General features: G+C 52.4%; 13 protein-coding genes. 6 read left to right on the top strand and 7 right to left on the bottom strand.

Annotation, left to right across the window (positions count from 1 at the left end; all coding sequences use genetic code 11):
• The 3 genes from V6D20_18970 to V6D20_18980 form a co-directional block, all read right to left on the bottom strand.
• Positions 1–300: NAD-dependent epimerase/dehydratase family protein (locus tag V6D20_18970; GenBank protein ID HEY9817863.1), on the bottom strand; the 300-nt coding region annotated here is incomplete at its 3' end.
• Between the two features lie 38 nt (positions 301–338).
• Positions 339–1,427, bottom strand: coding sequence for a GDP-mannose 4,6-dehydratase (gene gmd, locus V6D20_18975; GenBank protein HEY9817864.1), 1,089 nt, complete (start codon positions 1,425–1,427; stop codon positions 339–341).
• Between the two features lie 164 nt (positions 1,428–1,591).
• Positions 1,592–3,151 (bottom strand): helix-turn-helix transcriptional regulator, encoded by a 1,560-nt coding sequence (locus V6D20_18980; GenBank protein ID HEY9817865.1) that lies wholly within the window; start codon positions 3,149–3,151, stop codon positions 1,592–1,594.
• A 216-nt stretch (positions 3,152–3,367) separates the two neighbouring features.
• Here V6D20_18980 and V6D20_18985 point away from each other — a divergent pair, with 216 nt between their 5' ends.
• The gene (locus V6D20_18985; protein ID HEY9817866.1) at positions 3,368–3,616 is read left to right on the top strand and encodes a hypothetical protein; all 249 of its coding nucleotides are present in this window, start codon (positions 3,368–3,370) and stop codon (positions 3,614–3,616) included.
• 33 nt (positions 3,617–3,649) lie between these two features.
• Here the strand turns inward: V6D20_18985 and V6D20_18990 are convergent, their stop codons facing one another.
• Together V6D20_18990 and V6D20_18995 are read right to left on the bottom strand one after the other, a co-directional pair.
• The gene (locus V6D20_18990; GenBank protein HEY9817867.1) at positions 3,650–5,941 is read right to left on the bottom strand and encodes a hypothetical protein; all 2,292 of its coding nucleotides are present in this window, start codon (positions 5,939–5,941) and stop codon (positions 3,650–3,652) included.
• 337 nt (positions 5,942–6,278) lie between these two features.
• Positions 6,279–7,961, bottom strand: a complete 1,683-nt coding sequence (locus V6D20_18995; GenBank protein HEY9817868.1) for an SLBB domain-containing protein — start codon at positions 7,959–7,961, stop codon at positions 6,279–6,281.
• A gap of 709 nt (positions 7,962–8,670) precedes the next feature.
• Between V6D20_18995 and V6D20_19000 the strand changes: the two genes are divergently transcribed.
• From V6D20_19000 to V6D20_19020, 5 genes are all read left to right on the top strand, one after another.
• Positions 8,671–9,888, top strand: coding sequence for a glycosyltransferase (locus tag V6D20_19000; protein ID HEY9817869.1), 1,218 nt, complete (start codon positions 8,671–8,673; stop codon positions 9,886–9,888).
• Positions 9,889–9,984: 96 nt separating this feature from the next.
• On the top strand, positions 9,985–11,343 hold the full coding sequence (locus V6D20_19005; GenBank protein HEY9817870.1) for an oligosaccharide flippase family protein: 1,359 nt from the start codon (positions 9,985–9,987) through the stop codon (positions 11,341–11,343).
• Positions 11,344–11,764: 421 nt separating this feature from the next.
• Entirely contained in the window at positions 11,765–12,922 is a 1,158-nt protein-coding gene (locus tag V6D20_19010) for a glycosyltransferase family 4 protein (GenBank protein ID HEY9817871.1), read from the top strand.
• A 67-nt stretch (positions 12,923–12,989) separates the two neighbouring features.
• Positions 12,990–13,607: a chorismate lyase gene (locus V6D20_19015; protein ID HEY9817872.1), complete on the top strand. Its 618-nt coding sequence runs from the start codon at positions 12,990–12,992 to the stop codon at positions 13,605–13,607.
• A gap of 623 nt (positions 13,608–14,230) precedes the next feature.
• A complete protein-coding gene (locus tag V6D20_19020; protein HEY9817873.1) occupies positions 14,231–15,970 on the top strand; it encodes a HAMP domain-containing sensor histidine kinase in 1,740 nt (579 codons plus the stop codon).
• Positions 15,971–16,001: 31 nt separating this feature from the next.
• Here V6D20_19020 and V6D20_19025 read toward each other — a convergent pair whose 3' ends face one another.
• Complete coding sequence (locus tag V6D20_19025) at positions 16,002–16,487, bottom strand: pentapeptide repeat-containing protein (protein HEY9817874.1); 486 nt, start codon at positions 16,485–16,487, stop codon at positions 16,002–16,004.
• Positions 16,488–16,559: 72 nt separating this feature from the next.
• Positions 16,560–19,829, bottom strand: coding sequence for a plasmid replication protein, CyRepA1 family (locus tag V6D20_19030; protein ID HEY9817875.1), 3,270 nt, complete (start codon positions 19,827–19,829; stop codon positions 16,560–16,562).
• Positions 19,830–20,469: the final 640 nt, after the last annotated feature.

Raw genomic sequence — 20,469 nt, forward strand, 5'->3', positions numbered from 1 at the left:
ATAGGCGGCATGGATGAGCTGGGTGCCCATCATTAAATTGTCGTAGTACAGCTCGGCGGGCTTTTCGCGGTTGAGGCCAATGCCGCCGACGTGGGCGGCCAGGTGGATCACCACATCCTGCCGATCAACAGCGCGTTGGCAAGCCTCCCACTGGCGCAGATCACAGTCTCGCGATCGCGGAATGGTGATCTGCTGAGCCGTGGCTCCCGCCTCGATCAGTTGGGCCACTACGGCCTGACCGAGGAAACCGGCACCACCGGTCACAAGAATGCGTTTCTGGCGAAGATCAAGGGTTGTCATAGTCTAGGCATAGTCTAGGTCTGGGAATCTGCTGAAAATTAGTTGGCTAGGGGATCCTGGAGCGATCGCCGCACGGTGGCATAGTCTGCATCGCCGTTGGCGTTACTGTGAGCGTTACTGTTGGTGAGCCCGAGCACTTGCAGATCGGCATCCACCATAATCGCCACCAGTTGCTTAAAGGTAACCGACGGCTGCCAACCTAGCTGCTGCTTGGCTTTGGTCGGATCGCCCATTAACAGATCCACCTCCGAGGGTCGCAGGTAGCGATCGTCAAATTCCACATAATCTTCCCAGTTGAGATTGACATAGCGAAAGGCCAGGCTGAGGAAGTCGCGCACCGAATGGGTTTCCCCCGTCGCCACCACATAATCATCGGGCTTGTCTTGCTGCAGCATCAGCCACATGGCCTGCACATAGTCCTTGGCATAGCCCCAGTCGCGTTTGGCATCGAGGTTTCCCAAATACAGCTTGGACTGCTGCCCAGCCACAATGCGGGCGATCGCTCGGGTGATCTTGCGGGTGACAAAGGTTTCACCCCGCCGAGGCGACTCGTGGTTAAACAAAATGCCATTGCAGGCAAAAAGCTGATACGACTCACGATAGTTGATAGTTTGCCAATGGGCGTAGACCTTAGCGCAGGCATAGGGACTGCGGGGATAGAACGGCGTGGTTTCCCGCTGGGGCACCTCCTGCACCAGACCAAACATTTCCGATGAACCCGCTTGGTAAAACCGCACCTCAATGCCGGTACGCTGCTGATAGTCGCGAATGGCTTCCAGGAGGCGCAGCGTCCCCATCGCTACGGAATCCACCGTATATTCCGGCGCGTCAAAGCTAATGCGCACATGGGATTGGGCTCCCAGGTTGTAGATCTCCACCGGCTTCACATCTTCAAGAATGCGGCGCAGGGTGGTGCCGTCGGTGAGATCGCCATAGTGCAGGAAGAGACGAGCCTGCTGATCGTGGGGATCTTGGTAAATATGATCAATGCGATCGGTGTTAAATGTAGACGTGCGGCGGATAATGCCATGCACCTCATAGCCTTTGTCGAGCAGCAGCTCACTGAGGTACGACCCATCTTGTCCAGTAATTCCGGTAATCAGGGCACGTTTTAGATTGGTCACCATTAATACTCCTAGCAATCTAAGCCATCCACCTCCCACCCCTGGACAACAGCCCACGTCATGGCGGTGCAATATATGAGGCAGTCTTGCATTGTACGCGGTGATCTGAACATCTTCAGCACAGGTCAGAGCTTAATCATGCACCCCTATCTGCACCTCAAGGTCATCTAATCCTCGTGCAGTACGTCTTCGATATGGGCAGTTGTGGGGTCATTCAGCTCAAAAATTCGGGATAGAGCCTCGCGGTTGTCTGGGGTGAGCGATCGCCCCCCAGTTTCCAACTGAGAGATTAATCCCTGGCTGAGCCCCGTGAGGGCGGCCAGTTTTCGTTGGCTCCAGCCATGCCCCAAGCGCATAGCCTTAATTTGCCCACCGGTGAGATCCGGTTCGGGTTCCGGCTCCGGCTCCGGCTCGGGTTCCACAGAGGCAAGCTCGTCTGCCTCATCCACCGTCATGGAGCTATCGTGCCAGTCTTCTAAGGGAGTGATCCAAAGCTGGGCCTGCAGCAGACGATCAAAAAAGCCCCGAGGCCGACCCGGACGCGATCGCCCCAACCCTAACGGCTGTAGCTCTGGCGGATAGGTTTCTGGATCAAAGTGAATACACCAATCGCGAACCTGCAGCAGATGCAGAGTTTCATCCCATAGGTTGGCAAAGCGTTTGCGGGATTGGCTGTCTTGTTTCGCCTGCTCAATCCGCTCTGTCCCAAACGCCACATCCATGAGCGTCATCACCGACATCGGCTCCTGGCGCTCTAGCCGGGTTTTAAACAGCAGCCAGACCATCAGGCGAGCCGCTCCTTCCCGATGCTGCCAAACGCTCATCACATCCCGCAGGGAGGATTTAGACAAGGTGCTGTATTCACAGAGGGCATTTTTATTGCGTCGCCCTTCTTCGTTGAGAAAATAGCGGGCCCAGAGCCCCGCCCGCACAATAAACGTCACGCCCGAGAGTTCTTTGTTGCCAAACAAATCCTGCTGATAGTGGTAGCGCGTCCCCAACAGATGCCACAAGCGCCCTTCTTCAATGGTGAAGCCCTTCATACGGCTTTGGGTGGGCCATGACACAAAGGTGGTGATTTTACAGGGCTGTTTGGCAATTTCTTGAATCAGCGCTAATTTCTGCTGTTTATTCTTATCCGTGCGCTTTTTCAGCCCCAGATATTCTTCAATCTGGCGATCGCTGATCACAAACTCTTGCTCCCAGGGGCGATCGATCTGGGTGGCGTGGGCCGCATAGATCAAATGCATACAGGCGGCGCGAATATCAAAGGTATCAATCACCGCTAGGGCTGCTGCCCCCGCCAGCGTGGCGGGTGACTCGTCTTCAATCTGCTCCGTCACCCAAAAATGCACCGCCCCTTCGCCATTTTCCACATTGCGAGCATAGCGAAGTTTGCCCTTAGAATCGGCACCCCAGGGCAAATCCTTCCGCTGGGTAAGAATGTTGCTGGCCTCCCAGATTGGCAGGGCCGAGGCCATGCGGGTAGTGGTTTTACCGTTGGGAAACAGGTCGGGACTGGTTTGCAGAGCATCCGACAAGCCATCAAAGCGATCGACCACCTCGACAGGCGACTCATCTACAGATGGCTTTTCCACAGACGACTCATCTACAGACGGCTCTTCCACAGATGCAGAACTAGGATCGGTGGATAGCTCCATCTGCACCGACTCCGGTGAGAGGAATGCTTCTGGGGATTTGGATGGGGCGTTACGTTTGCGAGGCATACGGTTTCCTTTAGCGTTCTGCCTGGCCGAGCTGCAATCGGTAAGGATTGCAGCATTTGGAAAAGATCGTCCCGTTTATACTGGGATTCAGGATTGAGATTCAGGTCTAGACCTCAGGCCTAGAATTCAGTTGTTCAATGGTATCCGATCTGCCCTCATCTCGCCCAAGGGGCGATCGCCTTCCCCCAATCCCTGCTGTAGCATCCCTAACGCGATATGTCCTCCCAGCCGTTCCATTGGGTGATTCCCCAACCTGACGCCCATCCTGAAGCGATCGAGGTCTTCCAGCTCTACCAAACCACCCACGAGTTTTATCAAGAAGCGCTCTACCGAGAGGTGCAGCATATCCAGGCCCAGGATTATCAGGCGTTGGCTAGCCAGCATCGCCAAGAACTAGAGCAGCTACGGCGAGATCTTAATATCATGGGCTGGTTCAACCGATGGCTACAGCGGCGATCGCCCTAGATCGCCTGAGAACTCACTTGAATACTCCATCAACTAAGACTCATGGGGCACCGGCTTGCCCTCACTAGACTGGATCGACAGCCCCCCAGCTTCTGAGCCAGAAACGCCGGTTTTCATCCAAAGGGGTTCTTCCGCCGTCACTCTTGTAGAGCTTTGCTGCATCGGCCGATGGCGATTGAGGGGCGAGTTGGCCACCACACCCACCAGGGATATGGAATATTCCTGCAATTTTTCTAGGGCAATGTTCACCGCCGATTGCTTGGTGCGACGCAGGGCCACCGCCATCAGCACGCCATCCACATGGTCGGACAAGAAGACTGTGTCCATGTAGTCGCGCAGGGGCGGAGCGTCGTAAATCACCACGTCAAACATCTCGGCTAAGCGATCGCTGACAGATTCCATCCTAGGCGACCCTAACAGTTTAGGCGCATCCACCATGCTGCTGCCAGCTGTTAAGACAGAAAGATACTCCGCCGTTGGTGCCGATCGGATCACCGCTTCTGGCTCAAGAGATGACTTGAGGAGATCGCCTAGGCCCTTATCATTGGGCAGATCAAAAAACTCATGCAGCCTTGGATCCCGGAAATTAGCATCGACCAACAGCACCCGTTTTCCAGACGATGCTAAAGTTTGGGCTAAATTCGCCGCAATCGTTGACGTGCCATCGCCCATCATGGCGGAACAAACTGCTAGAGATTGAATAGTGCCGCTCTTTTGAAACCGCAGTCCGGCAAACAATTCGCTAAAGGCTTCCTGAAACGCCACGATTGAGCTTTGCTCGGCGGGTCGTAGGGTAGACGATTCCGGCGAATAGAACAGGACTTGATTGGCAAAGGGGCAAGGAGGCACCACGGACAGGATCGGAGCAGGCATCGCATCTTCGATATCTTCGACATCGTGGTAGATATCGCGATACTTTTCAAGCAACAAGGCTAAGGCAGCCCCCAACATTGCTCCGCCCATAATACCCGCCAGCAAAACGATCGGACTGGATGACTCCGGCATGGGCTCGCCGTTTTCATCTAAGGGGATTTGCGGCGCAGACAGCACTTCCCAAGGTACAGCGCTCTGAGCAGCTTCTAGGCTTAGAGTCTCCCGTTGCGCGAGCAGTTGATCCAGTGCTTGCGTGGTGATGTCCAATTCTCGCTGAATTTCGTTGTACTCGCGGGCGATCGCTGGAAAATCTTGCACCCGATCCTCCGCCGCTGCCCGCAAACGCCCTAGCTCATCCTGCCGCACTTCCAACAGTTCAATCAGGTTGGACGTATCAACCATCTGCTGAATCAAACCCAGGCGGATACTGTTTTGAAACGCCTGCACTTCAGGATTACTCGACTCGCCGCCGAGGGCAGGGCCAATAATACTTTGGGCCGTTGAGTTCATGAGGCTAGCAATATTATCTTGCTGCTCCCGTAGCGCTTGAATGGTTGGGCTGGCCTCCGTAAAGCGGGCAGACTCGACGGCAATTTGGGCCTCTAGCTCGCGAAACTGGGTCAGCAGCGCCTGATAGCCTGGCTCTTCACTTAAGGTTGAAGCCGCGATCGCCTGATTGGGTGTGAGGTTGAGCTGCTGCTGTAACGACGCATAGTATTCACGCTGCTCCCGCAACGCCTGACTCGTTTCCACTTGCTGAGACACAATCCCCCGCAATTGTTCCGTGAGCTGAGCACTTTCGTCTTCAGGATCATTCACAAAGAAGCGCTGCTGGAGATCTTGCAGCCGATCTTGCAGCTCGCTAGCACGCTCTTCTAGGGTAGGGAGTTGATCCTCAATGAAGTTAAGCCCTTCACCAATGCGAGTTTTCCGTTCTTGCAAACTATATTGTAGATACTTGGCCGAGGTTGCATCCAGTACCGTCTGCACCAAATCAGGATCATTGCCGAGGAAGGTTACTTCAATGATCTTGGTTTGGGGCGATCGCTCCACCAAGAGGTCATTCTGGAGCTGGATATAGGCAAACTCTGGAAACGTCTCGCTCACCTGCTCATAGATGGGCCACAGCATCGCCGGGCTTTTCAAAATTTCAAGCTGGGTGGGGTAGTCAATTTCTTGGGCCCGGTTAATTCCACCACCATTCCGCGTTAAGGCCGATGGATCGACTAATCGAGCTTCCGCCGTCACTGGCTCCACCAACAGCCGAAACCCTGCTTGGTAGGTGGGAACCGAGGAGGTACTTTTAACAAACGCAGCCCCCCCTAACAAAAGAGTTGTTCCGACCACAATCCAGAGATTGCGCTTGAGCATCCGAATGTAGGGGCCAAGCTTCAACCCGCCCTGGGGAGCGTCAGTATTTAGATCGTCGTAACCCGCTGGGGACTGCTGCATAATGGGCTATTAAAATTGCAAGGTCAACACGAGATAAACATGAAGGTGGTGGTCGATCACTGCTAGCAGTTGAAGTCATCACGGGCGATCGCTACCCTAGGCTACATATGAATGCTAGCAATTTACAGTTTGACCTTCCAACCTGTCCCTCAATTCTTCAAATAAGAAGCATTCAACCTCTCATCGGTTAAGACTAGAAATCACCCTATCCACCATTGATCATGATGGATTGCACCCTACTTGTCTCACATCGCACCCTGAGTTTGAACAATACCTAAACAAGGCCTCAACAAAAATCTACCCTACCCCTGATCCCTAAGCTGATCATCAACCATACTTATAATCCAACATCTGGAAAGGGTTCACCTGGATCTGGATTATCTGGATCATCCGGATCGAACGGATCATCATCGTCGTCGTCATCATCATCGTCATCGTCGTTATTCTGATCATTATTGTCATTAGTATCGAGACGATCGCGCACATCTAAAACGCCATCAAGCAAACCAAATACGTTGCGAATCGGGGCTGTTACAAACTCGATGCCATCAAAAATTCCAGCCAAGGTCGAGCGCCGCACTACCACAATGTCGTTATTGCGTAGGGAGGGATTGGTCTCTTCATTGACCGGATCAGAGAAGTCAATAGACACCCGCCGCCGCTCAACGCTTCCATCCAAATTAACGCGGATGAGGTCTACCCGCCCGGCGCGGTTGCTCACCCGTCCACCAGCCGCCAGCAAAGCTTGGTTGAGAGATGAATTGGGAGGCAACTCTATGGCTCCGGGGGTTTCGACTTCTCCAACCACATAGGTATTGATCAACAATGGTGAGAAATTGGCTGTGGCAATTTCCCCAAGTTCTTCTTGATTGATATCAGACACCCGAGGTACTAAAACGGTGTCTCCATCCCGCAGGGTAATGTCTTGGGGTAGGCTACCCGTCTGCAAAAACTCCCAGAGGTTCACTTCAATGGTGCTTTCCTCACCGGGCAAGGTTTGCCCTCGGCGAATTTCAATATTGCGGATATTGGCAAGCTGGGTGATACCGCCAGCCTGCTGAATGGCATTGATGGCGGTGGCCCACTGGCTGATGCCATCACCCAAGTCTGTTGTCGCACCGGCATCTGGGCTAATGGTGTAGGAGCCTGGTCGGGTCACTTCTCCCACCACACTGATCCGCAGAGGACGCGGTTGCACGAGGGAGACAACAATCAGCGGCTCACGAATGAAGGGGGAATATAGTTGCTCTAGGTAGGCACCAGCGCTAGAGATGGTTTGTCCTTCTAAGTAAACCGACCCCACCCAGGGCAAGTTAATGGAGCCGTCTACGCCGATGATATATTGCTCGTCGCTAAATTCCGGGACATCGAAAATATTGAGAGTGATCGTATCGCCGGTGCCCAAAATATAGGGAAAGGAGGAAGAGCGCGGTAGAGGGAAGCTCCGATCGTCTGTTCTGACAAAGGGAAAGCGCGGGTCAACGGCCGGGGATGGAGACACCGGCGATACCTGAGAAGGGGTTGCTTGAACCGGCTGAGTTGGGAACGGGGCCGTCTCGATGGGCACCCGTTGGGACGCGTCTGGTTCAGACGGACTAGGGGTGATCAAGGGCAGGCGATCGCTACTTTGGGCGGTGGATGTTGCTTGGGCTAAGCGATCGCTTACGTGATCACCCTCTGATGGAGGAGTGTTGGATAGATCTGCCTCAGCAAGGTCGAGATCAGAACGATGAAGCTCAGACAACGTGACTCGATCAGACATTGTCACGTTAGACAGTACTAGATCAGACGGTGGCATCTCAGGCAGCACTTGATCCGGGGATGTGTCTAGGGCTGTATCCCTCTTTAACCCATCTGGCTCCAGCTCAGGCAAGCGATCGCTACCCTGGGCCACACCGGCTGTTGCCATCAGGAGGGATGCAGTCAAACACACCGACAGTCCCATCAAAACCAACATTCCTTGATTGAGCGTCTGGGTAAGCCATGGGACTCCAGAGGCTGCTTTGTGGATCGTGACCATAGTCCCTAAACAATAAGGTTTAAATGCAAGCTTAGTGGTGAATGGGTGTGAACAGTATTTTACATAGACCACTATCGATCGTCGGCGAATTGCCCCTATCTTTACTAACGTTTTATATAGCAATTATGTTTCTAAAATAATCTCCCCCTGTGATTCGCCCAAGAGAATCGAAGGTTAACCGCACTGCATAAGCCTAGGCTCAACTCAGTCATAGCACTAGCCACGCCATCGCGATCGCACCTACCGTAACCTTTCCAAGGGGGTACTGTCACCTAGGGGCCATCCTTGAATTCCCCTAGAAAACCTCAACACCATGAATTGCACTGGATGGAGCGATCGCACCTCCGTAGATTCAACAGCGCCTGACCAACTTCAGTCTATGCTTGAGCAGTTCGAGGATAGCCTGGGTACTATGAAACTGATTTGCACCCCAAATCTGGCAGTTTCTAACCACTCGGTGTTACGTTGAACCTGGCATGAGCCTTGCATCTACCATCCTGCTTCCCAAGTGTCATCCCCCATCATGGGGAGAACCCTGCCCACGAGAGCTTACATTTGCTCCCACGCCAGTTTGCAGGACGTGGGAAATACGGACAATCTGTTGATAGACCATCCCTTCCATCAGATTGCACACCTAGCTCTGCATCCCTTAAATATCGATAGTATCTGTCGATAGTGTCTGCTGAATTGTCTACTGAGTTCATGAACTATGCTCGTGATGTCGATGGCGATCGCCTATCTTATCAATCAATATCCTAAGGTTAGCCATAGTTTTATTCGCCGCGAAATTCAGGGAGTTGAAGCCTGCGGTATCAGCGTATACAGGTTTTCAGTCCGATCGCGCAGCGACGAGCTAGTTGATGAAACAGATAAAGCTGAACTCCAAAAAACTGAGGTGATTCTTCAGGTAGGGCTGGTCGGCTTGATGCTGGCCATGGGCAAGGTGGCCCTATCTCGACCCACGAAGTGGTTAAGCGCCCTGCGGCTAGCAGTGCAGGTGGGCTGGAACTCTGAGCGAGGTCTGCTGCTGCACATCATCTATTTGGCGGAAGCCTGCGTGCTGCTGGGCAAATTGGCGCGTACCCCGGTCACCCATGTTCATTCCCATTTCGGCACCAATTCCACCACCGTTGCCATGCTCTGCCATGCCCTAGGTGGGCCACCCTATAGTTTTACCGTCCATGGCCCTGAGGAGTTTGACAAGGTAAAGGCGATCGCCCTCCCAGAAAAAATTCGCCGGGCTGCTTTTGTGGTAGCCATCAGCTCCTACGGCCGTAGTCAGCTCTATCGCTGGTGTTCGGCAGAAGACTGGGCAAAAATTCACATTATTCATTGTGGCGTAGACGATTACTTCTTGAACCCAGCCACCACGCCTATTCCCGCCGCTCCCAATCTTGTCTGCGTGGCGCGGCTGAGCGAACAAAAAGGGCACCTGCTGCTGCTAGAAGCTGTCCACCGTCTGGCTCAAGCCGGGCAAGAGTTTCACCTCACGCTTGTGGGAGACGGGGAGCTGCGATCGCAACTTGAAGCCAAGATCCAGGATTACCAGCTCCAGTCCCACATCACCATTACGGGATGGGCCAGCAGCGCCGAGGTACAGCACCATATTTTGAACAGCCGCGCCTTCATTTTGCCGAGCTTTGCCGAAGGGCTACCCGTCGTGATCATGGAGGCCCTCGCCCTCCACCGCCCAGTACTCAGCACCTACGTGGCCGGCATTCCTGAGCTAATTGAGCCCGGCGTCTGCGGCTGGCTGATTCCACCTGGCTCCGTGGATGCCCTCACGGACACCTTAAACACTGTCTTACACACATCCCCCGAAGACCTCACCCGCCTAGGCGACGCTGGTGCCCAACGCGTCCAAGTGCAGCACAATGCCCATACGGAAGCCCATAAGCTCACCCAGCTTTTCGCCAAACCCAAGTAGCATCCCCAAGGCGATCGCTCCCCCTCAAGCTTCGGCTACTCCTGGGCAACACCCGTCCTTCCAGCCACCATCATTCACCCTTTTTTCCTAACTACTATGCCCTCCCTCAAATCCCTAGCCCTCAAAGGTGCCATTTGGACCTTCGCCGCCTATGGCTTCAGCCAAGGCATTCGGCTAGCTAGCAACCTAATTCTCACCCGTTTGCTGCTCCCCGAATTCTTTGGCTTAATGGCGCTGGTCTACACCTTCATCGGCGGACTCACCCTCTTCTCAGATATTGGGATTGGCCCCAGTGTCATCCAAAACCGACGCGGTAACGAACCCGACTTCCTCAACACCGCCTGGACAGCCCAAATCATTCGGGGTGTGGGTCTATGGCTATGCTGTTTGATCATCGCTTGGCCCGTGGCAGCGCTCTATGAAGAACCTCGCCTGCTCTGGTTAGTTCCGGTGATTGGCTTCACCATGGTCCTAGGCGGTCTAGAATCCATGGCCAACTACACTCTCAGCCGAGAGGTCGCCATGGGGAAACTGGCGCTCTTTGAAATTAGTACTCAGTTAATCGGTACTGCCGTCACGGTAATTTGGGCATGGTTTGATCCCACCGTTTGGGCTTTAGCCGGTGGATCGCTGGTGGCTTGGAGTCTGCGATTAATCATTAGCCACACCCTCCTACCCCAAGTCACACCCAGTCGTCTGAAGTGGGATAAAGACGCCATCAAAGAGATTATTTCCTTTGGCAAATGGATTTTTCTATCCACCGCCATGATGTTCCTCTCCACCCAGTCTGACCGTCTCCTGCTAGGTAAATTCCTCTCATTAGAGTTTCTAGGCATCTACAGCATTGCCTTTACCCTTGGCGACCTACCCCGGCAAATTAACCAAAAGGTTTACACCAAAGTGTTGTTTCCGGTGATGTCTAAAATTTCCGACACCCCCCGTTCAGAACTGCGCCAGAAAATTATGAGGTCTCGCCAGGCAGCCCTAGCAGGGCTGATGCTGGTGGTGGTCATCCTAGCGAGCGGCGGCGATATCATTATCGACTTTTTGTATAACGAAAACTTCGAAAGTGCCGGCTGGATTTTGTCTATCGTGGCGCTGGGGCTATGGCCCAACCTGATGGCCGATACCCTCAATCCCTGTCTCTTTGCCGTAGGTCAACCCCGCTATAACGCCTATGGGAACTTTTTTAGCTTCTTAGTCATCGTCGTGGGTATCCCTGGATCCATCATGATCTTGCCGGAAGAGATAGCTCCCTTCGGTGCAGTGCTGGCCGTAGCCTTAAGCGAACTGCCCTTTTATATTGCGATCGCCCTGGGGCTATACCGAGAAAAACTCTCCTGTCTGAGGCAAGATGCTATCTTCACCGGGCTTCTGGTCGTCCTCCTAGGAAGTGTATTAGCAGTGCGCACTTTCTTAGGACTAGGTCTACCCTGGGATAGCGTATTTGCCTAAGTCTAAGTCCGGCTGATCAGCCTCTCATCCACAGCACAGCACCTTCAAGCCCAATCATGAACCCTTTAGCCGTAGTTAGTCTGGTTGAGACCTAACCTAGATCGAATGGGCAAACGTTTGCCCATTTCCAGTCAGGGTTTCTGGATGTCCTCACCCAGGACTTAGGGCTATACTTCGTGGTTATACATCGTGGACAGTTGCATCTATATAGGCGGATAGCTTCCATAAGCTGGATGGATAACGCCTGGAAAGCTCTACGCAGACCAGTCCCTGTTTAGCTATCCTAAAACGAACGATGACTCAGATCAGGTCCTTTGTGAAGAGCACCCCATCCGAGGTCATCAACTGGATCAGCACTATCCTGCTGCCCATGGTCACCAAGACCATCGCCCACTCAGATCTTTATCCTTAAACCAGTGTTATGAAGGTTACTTTTGTTCTGCCCCCCGTTGACATGACTGGAGGAATTCGGGTGGCGTCCATTTATGCTGATCTGCTGCAACAGCGTGGCCATAAGGTCACCGTCGTTTCCACACCTGCCCCCCGCCCCCGATTGCGGCAGCAGATTCGTTCTGTGTTGACCGGCAAGGGATGGATACCGACCGCCAAGAAAATGTCCCATTTCGATGATCTTGATGTACCTCACCAGGTCATTGAGCGATCGCGCCCCATTGTTGCCGCCGATGTGCCCGAGGCCGACGTGATCATCGCCACTTGGTGGGAAACAGCCGAGTGGGTAGCGGCGATGCCCGAGGCCAAAGGCACCAAAGTTTACTTCCTGCAGCACTACGAAATCCATGACTATTTGCCCGTGGAACGGGTGAAAGCAACCTGGGCCCTACCCATGCATAAGATCACCATTGCCCAATGGCTTGTAGACGTTGCTCAAAAAGACTATGGCGATCCAGAGGTTTCCCTCGTCCCCAATGCGGTGGATGGTCAGCAGTTTTATGCCCAACCTCGGGGCAAGCAAGCCGTTCCCACCGTGGGCATGATGTTTTCTCGGGCAACTTGGAAAGGCTGTGATTTTGCCTATGAAGGCGTTCAGCGAGCGCGACGGGTGATCCCTAATCTTAAATTTTTGGTGTTCAGCATGTTTCAACCCAGCGATGCCATGCTGGCCGGCTGCACCTTTTTCCATAAACCCAGCCAAGCAGAGCTGAGAACCATTTACGCAAGCTGTGATGCTTGGTTGTTTACCAGCAAGATTGAAGGGTTTGGCCTGCCGATTTTGGAAGCCATGGCCTGCCGAACACCGGTGATTGGCACAGCGGCGGGCGCTGCTCCCGAACTCTTGCAGCAGGGTACTGGAGAATTAATTCCGTTTGATGACCCTCAGGCCCTAGCCGATGCGATCGTAGCGATCGCTCAAATGCCAGATACCCAGTGGCGAGCTATGTCTGAGCGGGCCCATGAGCGGGCGATCCAATATACCTGGCAGGATGCGGTGGTGAACTTTGAGGCAAGTCTCGAACGGGCGATCGCCCGCCAGCAAGCGGGCCTGCTCCAACCTCTCACCCCACCTCCCCTATCAACACCCCTATCAATGCTCTCGAATGCCCCCAAGTCTTCGCCCTAAGCGACCCCTGCCGGCCTTGGAAATTCATACTATGATCGAGGCAATGACGTAAATTTTTGTAAATCCCTTGACATCAGCTTTTGAATCTGTAAAAAGCACCGTAGCATCACCGCCTTGGTATGCCCTGCAGCCCATTTGGCAAGGAGGGGAAGAGGTGGTTCAGCAAGGCTTGCCCCATAATCAACTGGCCCCAACCTGGCAAATTCTCATGCTCGGGGATGGCTCCCCCACCCGCCACCTTCAACTGCTCACCGGCGAACGGACGGACGTCGATGTGATTGATATGTCGCTGATCGGCTGCGATCGCGACCAAGCTCCTAACGTGATTGACGTGATTCCGGGCCCCCGCCTGCGCCGCCAAGTGTGGCTACGCACCGCTTCTGGACAACGGCTTGCCTATGCCACCTCCTGGTGGGAAGCCAGCCATGTTGATGAGTATTTACAAAATCGATCGCTGCCTATTTGGGCTAGCCTCGCCCGCCTACGCACCGAACTCTACCGGGATGTTCAAGGCATTTACTGCGGCTATTCCGACGTTCTAGAACAAGAATTTCAGCAAGCAGGCCCCTTCTGGGGACGACACTATCTGTTTTGGCATCACGGACAACCCCTCACCCTGATCTATGAGGTGTTTTCTCCCTACCTCACACGGTATTTAGGCCCCATGCAGCGATCGCTACCATAGGTTATCAGCTCCCCCTAGATGCCCCTCAAACCACGGACGAGAATTGCAACAATAGTGCATAATCGGGATATCTAGGGTGTTTCTTGCAGCAATTATCCCTTCAGTACTAAGCCAAGGGGGATATATCCACTCCTGGTTCAATCAGAATCATCTAGGGACTTTTTGGCATCTTCTATGAATCATCGCTAACCATGGCAGTGGCCACCATGTCATCGGCCTGGTTTAGTGTGCCCGGCTCAGTATGCCTGTATGATTCAAGAGTATAAGATGTAACCGAGGCATCGGTAGCAACATCTTGATGATCACAAAACGGTTCGGATCTACCTCTCATTTACTTGTATAGATGAAATAGTTCTCCCTGTGAACTCTCCCTGTGAACAAGGACGCCGTTACTCAGTATTTTGGTTTTCAAGTGAGCCATCTTGCACGGTATTGCGCTTTGCATCCCTGCCATCATCCCAGCTATGACGTCGTAACTGTCTTGGGCTAGTCTTAACCTGACAAGCCGCCCATGGATCATGAACTTCATCTCTCCATGAAGCCCCTAAGATGTTCTGATGACAGGCGATCGCTGCCACCCCCCAATCACTTGGGTATCCTGTGCGGTATAGATTCATCCTCCCATGACGCTGATTAATCCTCCTCCTAACCTAAGCGCTAGCACAAACCGGCAACCTCTCCACATCTCAACCCCTGCTTCATCCCACAAGTCATCTCTGCGCTTTATCAAGCCTGTTAGCCTACGCACTAAGCTCCTGATTGGCTTCAGCATGGTGTTTAGCATCGTATTTGCTGGAACCTTCTACTGGTTTTACCAATTCACAACCGAAAAAACCCTCAGTCGCCTTCAGGCTGATATGGAAGCCACGCTAAACGGCGCAGCCCAAGGTGTTGATGTTGAAGAATTAATGGCGTTGTATACCGAAGGGCAGCCCAATGCTGAAGGCTTTTCGGATGACCCACGCTACCACAATCAACTGAAATGGTTTGAAACGGTTCAGAGCATTGAACCCAGAGCTTGGCTTTATTCCTACGTCATTCGCCGTGAAGGGGAAACCCATTGGACTGGGCTCAATTCCGATAATCCTCAGCGCCTAGAAATGGTGTTTTTAGTAGATCTATGGGCCATTCGAGATCCTGAGAAAGCGGCCCATTTTCTAGCCGTTGAAAACCCGGGTACCCCTCGCTGGGCCATTTTAGATGAGCGGATTAGACGGGAAGATGAGATTTATACCGATGATTGGGGTGCTTGGATCTCAGCCTATGCCCCTCTACGAGATGCCAATGGCGATGTCGTTGCAGGTCTGGGGTTAGACATTGAAGCCGATTATGTATTTCAGGTACAGCAAGCTATTCGCAACCGGGTACTGGTGTCCTTTGGCATTACCTATGGCGTTTTGTTTATCCTGATCTATACGTTGTCAGGTATCTTAACGCGCAACTTAGTTGAGTTCACCGAATCAGCAGAGAAAATTGGAGCTGGGGACTACGGTGTGCAACTATCGCGATCGCACCTGCACACCTTTCCAGATGAAATGGATCGCTTGGCTCAGGTTTTGCAAAGCATGGTAGAAAGCATTCGCACCCGCGAGCAAATGATCATCAAAAGTAAACGGATCGAAGATGAAATCCGCCATGCTTTGAAAGCAGAAAAAGAGACGAATGAACTCAAGTCCCGCTTTGTGTCTATGGTGTCCCATGAACTGCGCACCCCCCTCACTATCATCCGTACCTCTACAGAATTGCTAGAGAAATATGGGCATCAAGTTACAGAGGAAAAAAAGGAGGAGTATTACCATCGCATTCGGTCAGCCATCAGCACCATGACACAGTTATTAGAAGACGTGCTAACCCTAGGCAAAGCCGAGGCTGGGCGGCTTGAGTTTAACCCTATGATGGTCAATCTCAATTACTTTTGTCGCGAAATTGTTGAAGAAATGCGTATGGGGTTGGGCATTAATCATACGATTGAATTTGAATGTTTATTAGGCTGTGAGCAAGCTTTTCTAGACCCAGCTTTGATGCGATCGATCCTGACAAACTTACTGTCCAATGCTATCAAATATTCTCGCTCCCACAGCACCGTAAAACTGCGGCTCCACTGTCAAAATGGTGTTGCTCTGATCGAAATTCAAGATGAAGGTATTGGCATCCCTAAAGAAGATCAACCTCGATTATTCGAGCTTTTTCACCGCGCCAGCAATGTCAGCACCATCCGCGGCACCGGCTTAGGGCTAGCCATTCTCAAACAATGTGTTGCTCATCACCAAGGGCAAGTGCGTTTTAAGAGCCAAGAAGGCATTGGAACCACCTTCACTATCCAATTACCTATCACACCCCCTTCAACACTCCCTGATGCCTAAATAACCCCAAGCTCAGCTTCAGGTTAGAAGCTTAGGGATGAACGGATCCGTCAGGCAAGATAGCTTGGTAGAGATTGGCAGTGTTTAGTGTCTCGATGTCAAGAATCGCCCCTTCTAAATTGGCGTAGCTGAGATCGGCACCTCTCAGGGATGCATCGGTGAGATCGGCATCCTGTAGGCAGGCTTCGCGTAAATTAGCGCGGTTGAGATTGGCCTTGCTCAAATTGGTTCGAACTAAGCTGGCTTGCATCAAATTGGTTTCACTCAAGTCAGCACGACAAAGATTACTCCCATCCAGGATGGTCTGGGCTAAGTTGCTCCCCATCAATCCAATATCCGCAAGGTAAGCATTGCGAAGAATCACTCCTTCTAAGTTGGGCGATCGCAGGTGCAGGTGACCATTGACCAGTTTGGCGGTGCTGAAGGTCTTGCGTCCGGAGCCATAAATTTTAAGTAGTTTTTGGGCCTTCTGTTGAGCGATCGCTTCAGCAGACCCTGTTATTGGCAAACGAGTCATAGGGTGCAACATGTGATATTAGTTACACCCCAATACTCAGATCCTACGGGGAGAGATCAGGAATGGATAGGTTTAATTCCTGGTGGATTCTTTAAAGCTTTCGTAATTCCTGACCGAGGATTCAGCCCCTTGGTGAGGGACGTCGGTTAGGTTCTCCGCGATCGCTTTCTCTAGGTCGATGCTCATCCCTGCTGTGGGGTTGGGGGCAGGAGAGGGAGGATCACTGGGATGAGTTAACACCTGCTGGACTAACACTTGATACACCAAGGTTTGGTCTAGTTCAACCTGCTTATTTACTTGAAGTGGAGTTGGAGTGCTGTCTAAGGTTTTGGAATCGGGCGACGTTAGCTTTTCTGGAGAGGCAAGAACTTTCTTATTAGGTAGATCAATACTATCCAGGGGGTGACCCTCTAGGGTGACCTGCTGCTGTGCCCAAATGTCAAAAATGCGATCGCGGCCATCCGTGGGCACGATATAGCGATACATCCAACTGCGGCTGCGGTCTCGCCGTCGTGCTCGACGTTGGCGATGGAGCTTGATACCAATCAAGCCCAGCAAGGCTTGAATGATTTGCATGGGGCTCATGTGGTCAAAAATGGTGATACGGAACAGGGTTTTCAGGTCATGCTTCCACTGCAGCGATCGCGCCACAATAGCCTGAACTACAGCATGATTGGCGTGGATATCTTCCCCCTCCTGCAGCAGGTCTAACAGGCCCAAGATCTTGAGAGCCTCAACGCGCTCAGCATAGGTGCGGATATCTTGGGGGCAGATGGTTCCCTGGCCACGGGTCAGGTGATCACGCCAATGTTGGCGATCGCGCGATCGCACCTGATGACTCCCACGGGTGAGGTAATAGTGGAGCCGCAGTTGCTGATACCAGCCCTGTTGGTGGAGAAGGTATAAATCCGGCGTTACCTCAACGCCATAGCGCTGCTGCAGGCGATGTTTTTCTTCCTGTTGGCGTTCTTCGGGTGTTTTGTGGCGCTGGTCTTGTATGCGCTGGTAGAGGTCGTCGGTAATATCTGCTGCGTTGACAACTCCGTTGGCCTCATCCTGGCAGGAGCGATCGCGAATGTTAGTTTGCTGTTTGTTGATATCGCTTAAGCGTTTCTTGTCCTGGGATGCTGGGGTCACAACCGTTACGGTATGCCCTTCTTGCACTAGGGTTGCTTCTAGGACATCTCGCAGCTTTGTTAGAGATGTATTAGCACGGGCAGCAAACTTAGCCCATGTACGCAACGTTACCGGATCGTAGGTGTAATCAAGGTCAAAATCGACGTCTTTGAGCAATCGTAAGTTGGCTTGCTGGGTGCGAACGGTGGAGGCTACGACGGCTTGGTAGTCTGTGGAGCCGTTGCCAATGCGATTCACCCCAAATGGGCGTACCCACACATGGCGGGGTATCGGTTGTCGAACTCTCGCTAGGGCTTGCCTAATTTCGCTATCGGGAATCGTGCCTTGGAAGATACCAAAGACCGCTACAAAGTAATCGGACACGTTAAAACTAATGCCGGAACCGATGCTGGGCGAGGCAATGACGATGTCATACTGCTGCATCAACGTGATTAAGTTTGCCATGCATCCATAGGCAGGATGGCTAGGATCGGTCACAGTATGGCTGTCAATGCGGAGAATGCGCTTATGGGGAAAAAGCTGCTTGAGGCGCGCTTCAACGTTCACGGTGCCCCACTTAGAGCGAGGTTTCTGGGCATCCATGCAGATAAATACGGGCCCTCGCTGCACCGCCTGTTCTAGGTCAACCCATAGGGCTGCTGGATCCGGTGTTTTATAAAACGTGATTGGCCATGCCTGCGTTGGCTTCCAGGTGTTGACGACAATCCAAGGCTGAACTGGAGATGAATTGGGTTCGCCGTGGCGATCGCTGCCATAGGCGGTGAGGAGCTCAATACTCAGGTCGGATAGATCCGCATCTTGGGCAATGACGAGTCCACCCGTTGATAGCACCAACTGTAGGAGCGCTTTGAAGGTTTCTAAAATCACCACCCGCTCTTGTTGGCAGGTGGTGCTATTGAGAACATGCCAGATAATTTGTTCACATTCATCCAGCACCACGATCGCGCCTTTCCAATCAGATACCGTAAACTGCGCTTGGCTACGGCTATGCAGGGAGTCAATACAGAGACCAAAGCCAAGTAAGTCAGATGTTTTAGACTGATGGAGTTCGCTAATATAATCCAGCCCTAGAAGCTGGCAAATGGCCCGAGCTAGCTGGATACGATGACTAATGACCAGAGTTTTACGGCCGGTCTGGGTGGCTTGGCGGATGATGCCTTCTAAGAGGGAGGTTTTTCCAGTACCTTTGGGAGATTTGATACAGACTAGCCCAGAGTCGGGCAATGTAACATCTAGATAGCGCTGATGAACGGTTTTTTGAACAGGGCAGGTTAGCTGATACAGCCGCCGCGATCGCCAAATATTGAGCGGTAGGGCTTGCTCATAGCAATCTGTAAATGCTTCGGCAGAGCGCTGCATGATGAAGTCATCCACCCCTTTTTCGGGGCCAGGCAACTCAATGACCCGCACATCACAGCCCGCATCGTCCCATAGTCCGCCAAGCACCAGGGTGGTTGCCTGCACAGCTGCTTGGGTTGATGGCTTCTGATCGTGGTCAAAACAGATGTAAACCCGGCGATTGGGGGTGGCGAAGAGCTGCAAGTCAGGAATTAAGTGGCGAGTGCCTGAACGCTTTCCCTGGTCGTTTTTTTGCACTCGATAGCCGCTGCTCACACCGGGGAGGGCAATGGCTGCATAACCGGCGGTTAGGAGGGCTCCCGCTTTCTTAGCACCTTCTGTAATCAGAATAAAAATATTGTAGGTTAAAACGCAATGCCAAAAGCCGCGTTCTTGGTCTTCAAGGGAAGGACAGACGCCGGCTGTTTGATAAACCCGTTGAGCGATCGCGTCGGGCACCTGGAGAAAATAAGCTCGTGTCGCTACCTTAACCGGTGGCTCATACTTCACGACTTTGAGTTTGGAATGGCCAGTACCGGAATAGTCCAAGTGTCGTCGAGGTGTATCTGCCTTAAACTGCCCCCACAACATCGGCTCCCATTGGTTTTGAGGATCTAGCCCACTACACCACCATCCGCCTGCTTCTAAAGGAGCATAGGTTTGCAGATAAAACGAAGATAAGCGTCCGGTATTCGTGCGAGAAACCTCTTCCCCGTAGAACAGGTAATCATAAATGGCAGTTCCGCTAAGGCTACAGACATTGGTCTCGATTAGTTCAGCGTCTACGCCACTATCCAGCCACTCCTGATAGTGGGCATCAGTAATCGAATCGGTGGGTATTGAGAGATGGGATGAGCCGTTGACCATAACTATTCTGCACCTCAAACTGACTGGAACCCTTCCTGGGTGACCTATGCCAAGCCATCGCAGCACAAACTGCCCTCTCAAGAGAGGGACTTTGGCGCGACTGCCCGTTTCGGGTTGGTGTATTGACTTTAGCAGACTGGCTTTTTGTGATTACAAGGGCAATTTGCCAGTTTTGTAATCACTTTGATTACAAAATGACCCAACGCGATCGCTGAAACCCTGATTCTCTCGTTCGGGGTTGGCGAGTTTGGGGGGGGGGTTCTAGAGTCTTTTGTAATCATCCTCTAATCTTGTAATCATCAAGCTTCTGGCGAATTGACCTAGGTTCACCCCTAGGGGCGTCCCGGCGGGATCCAATTCGATCGCTCTGAATACATCAATTTTCATCTGGAGAGAGAAAAATCTGATCGAGGGGTGATCGAGGGCCAAAATCACCCCTGCGTGATTACAAAAAATGGGTCAGCGTGATTACAAAAATCACCCCCGCGTGATTACAAACGTGATTACAAAACGGGAAAATCTGTCCCGAGGGGCGATCGCCCTAAAAAACGCCTCTATTCCTTGTCAGTAAAGGCGTAGAGTCGATTGTAACGGAATGTATCCGATTGTTAAGCAGTCACAAAAATTTACAAAAGTCGGT

Source organism: Candidatus Obscuribacterales bacterium (assembly GCA_036703605.1).
Lineage (GTDB): Bacteria > Cyanobacteriota > Cyanobacteriia > RECH01 > RECH01 > RECH01.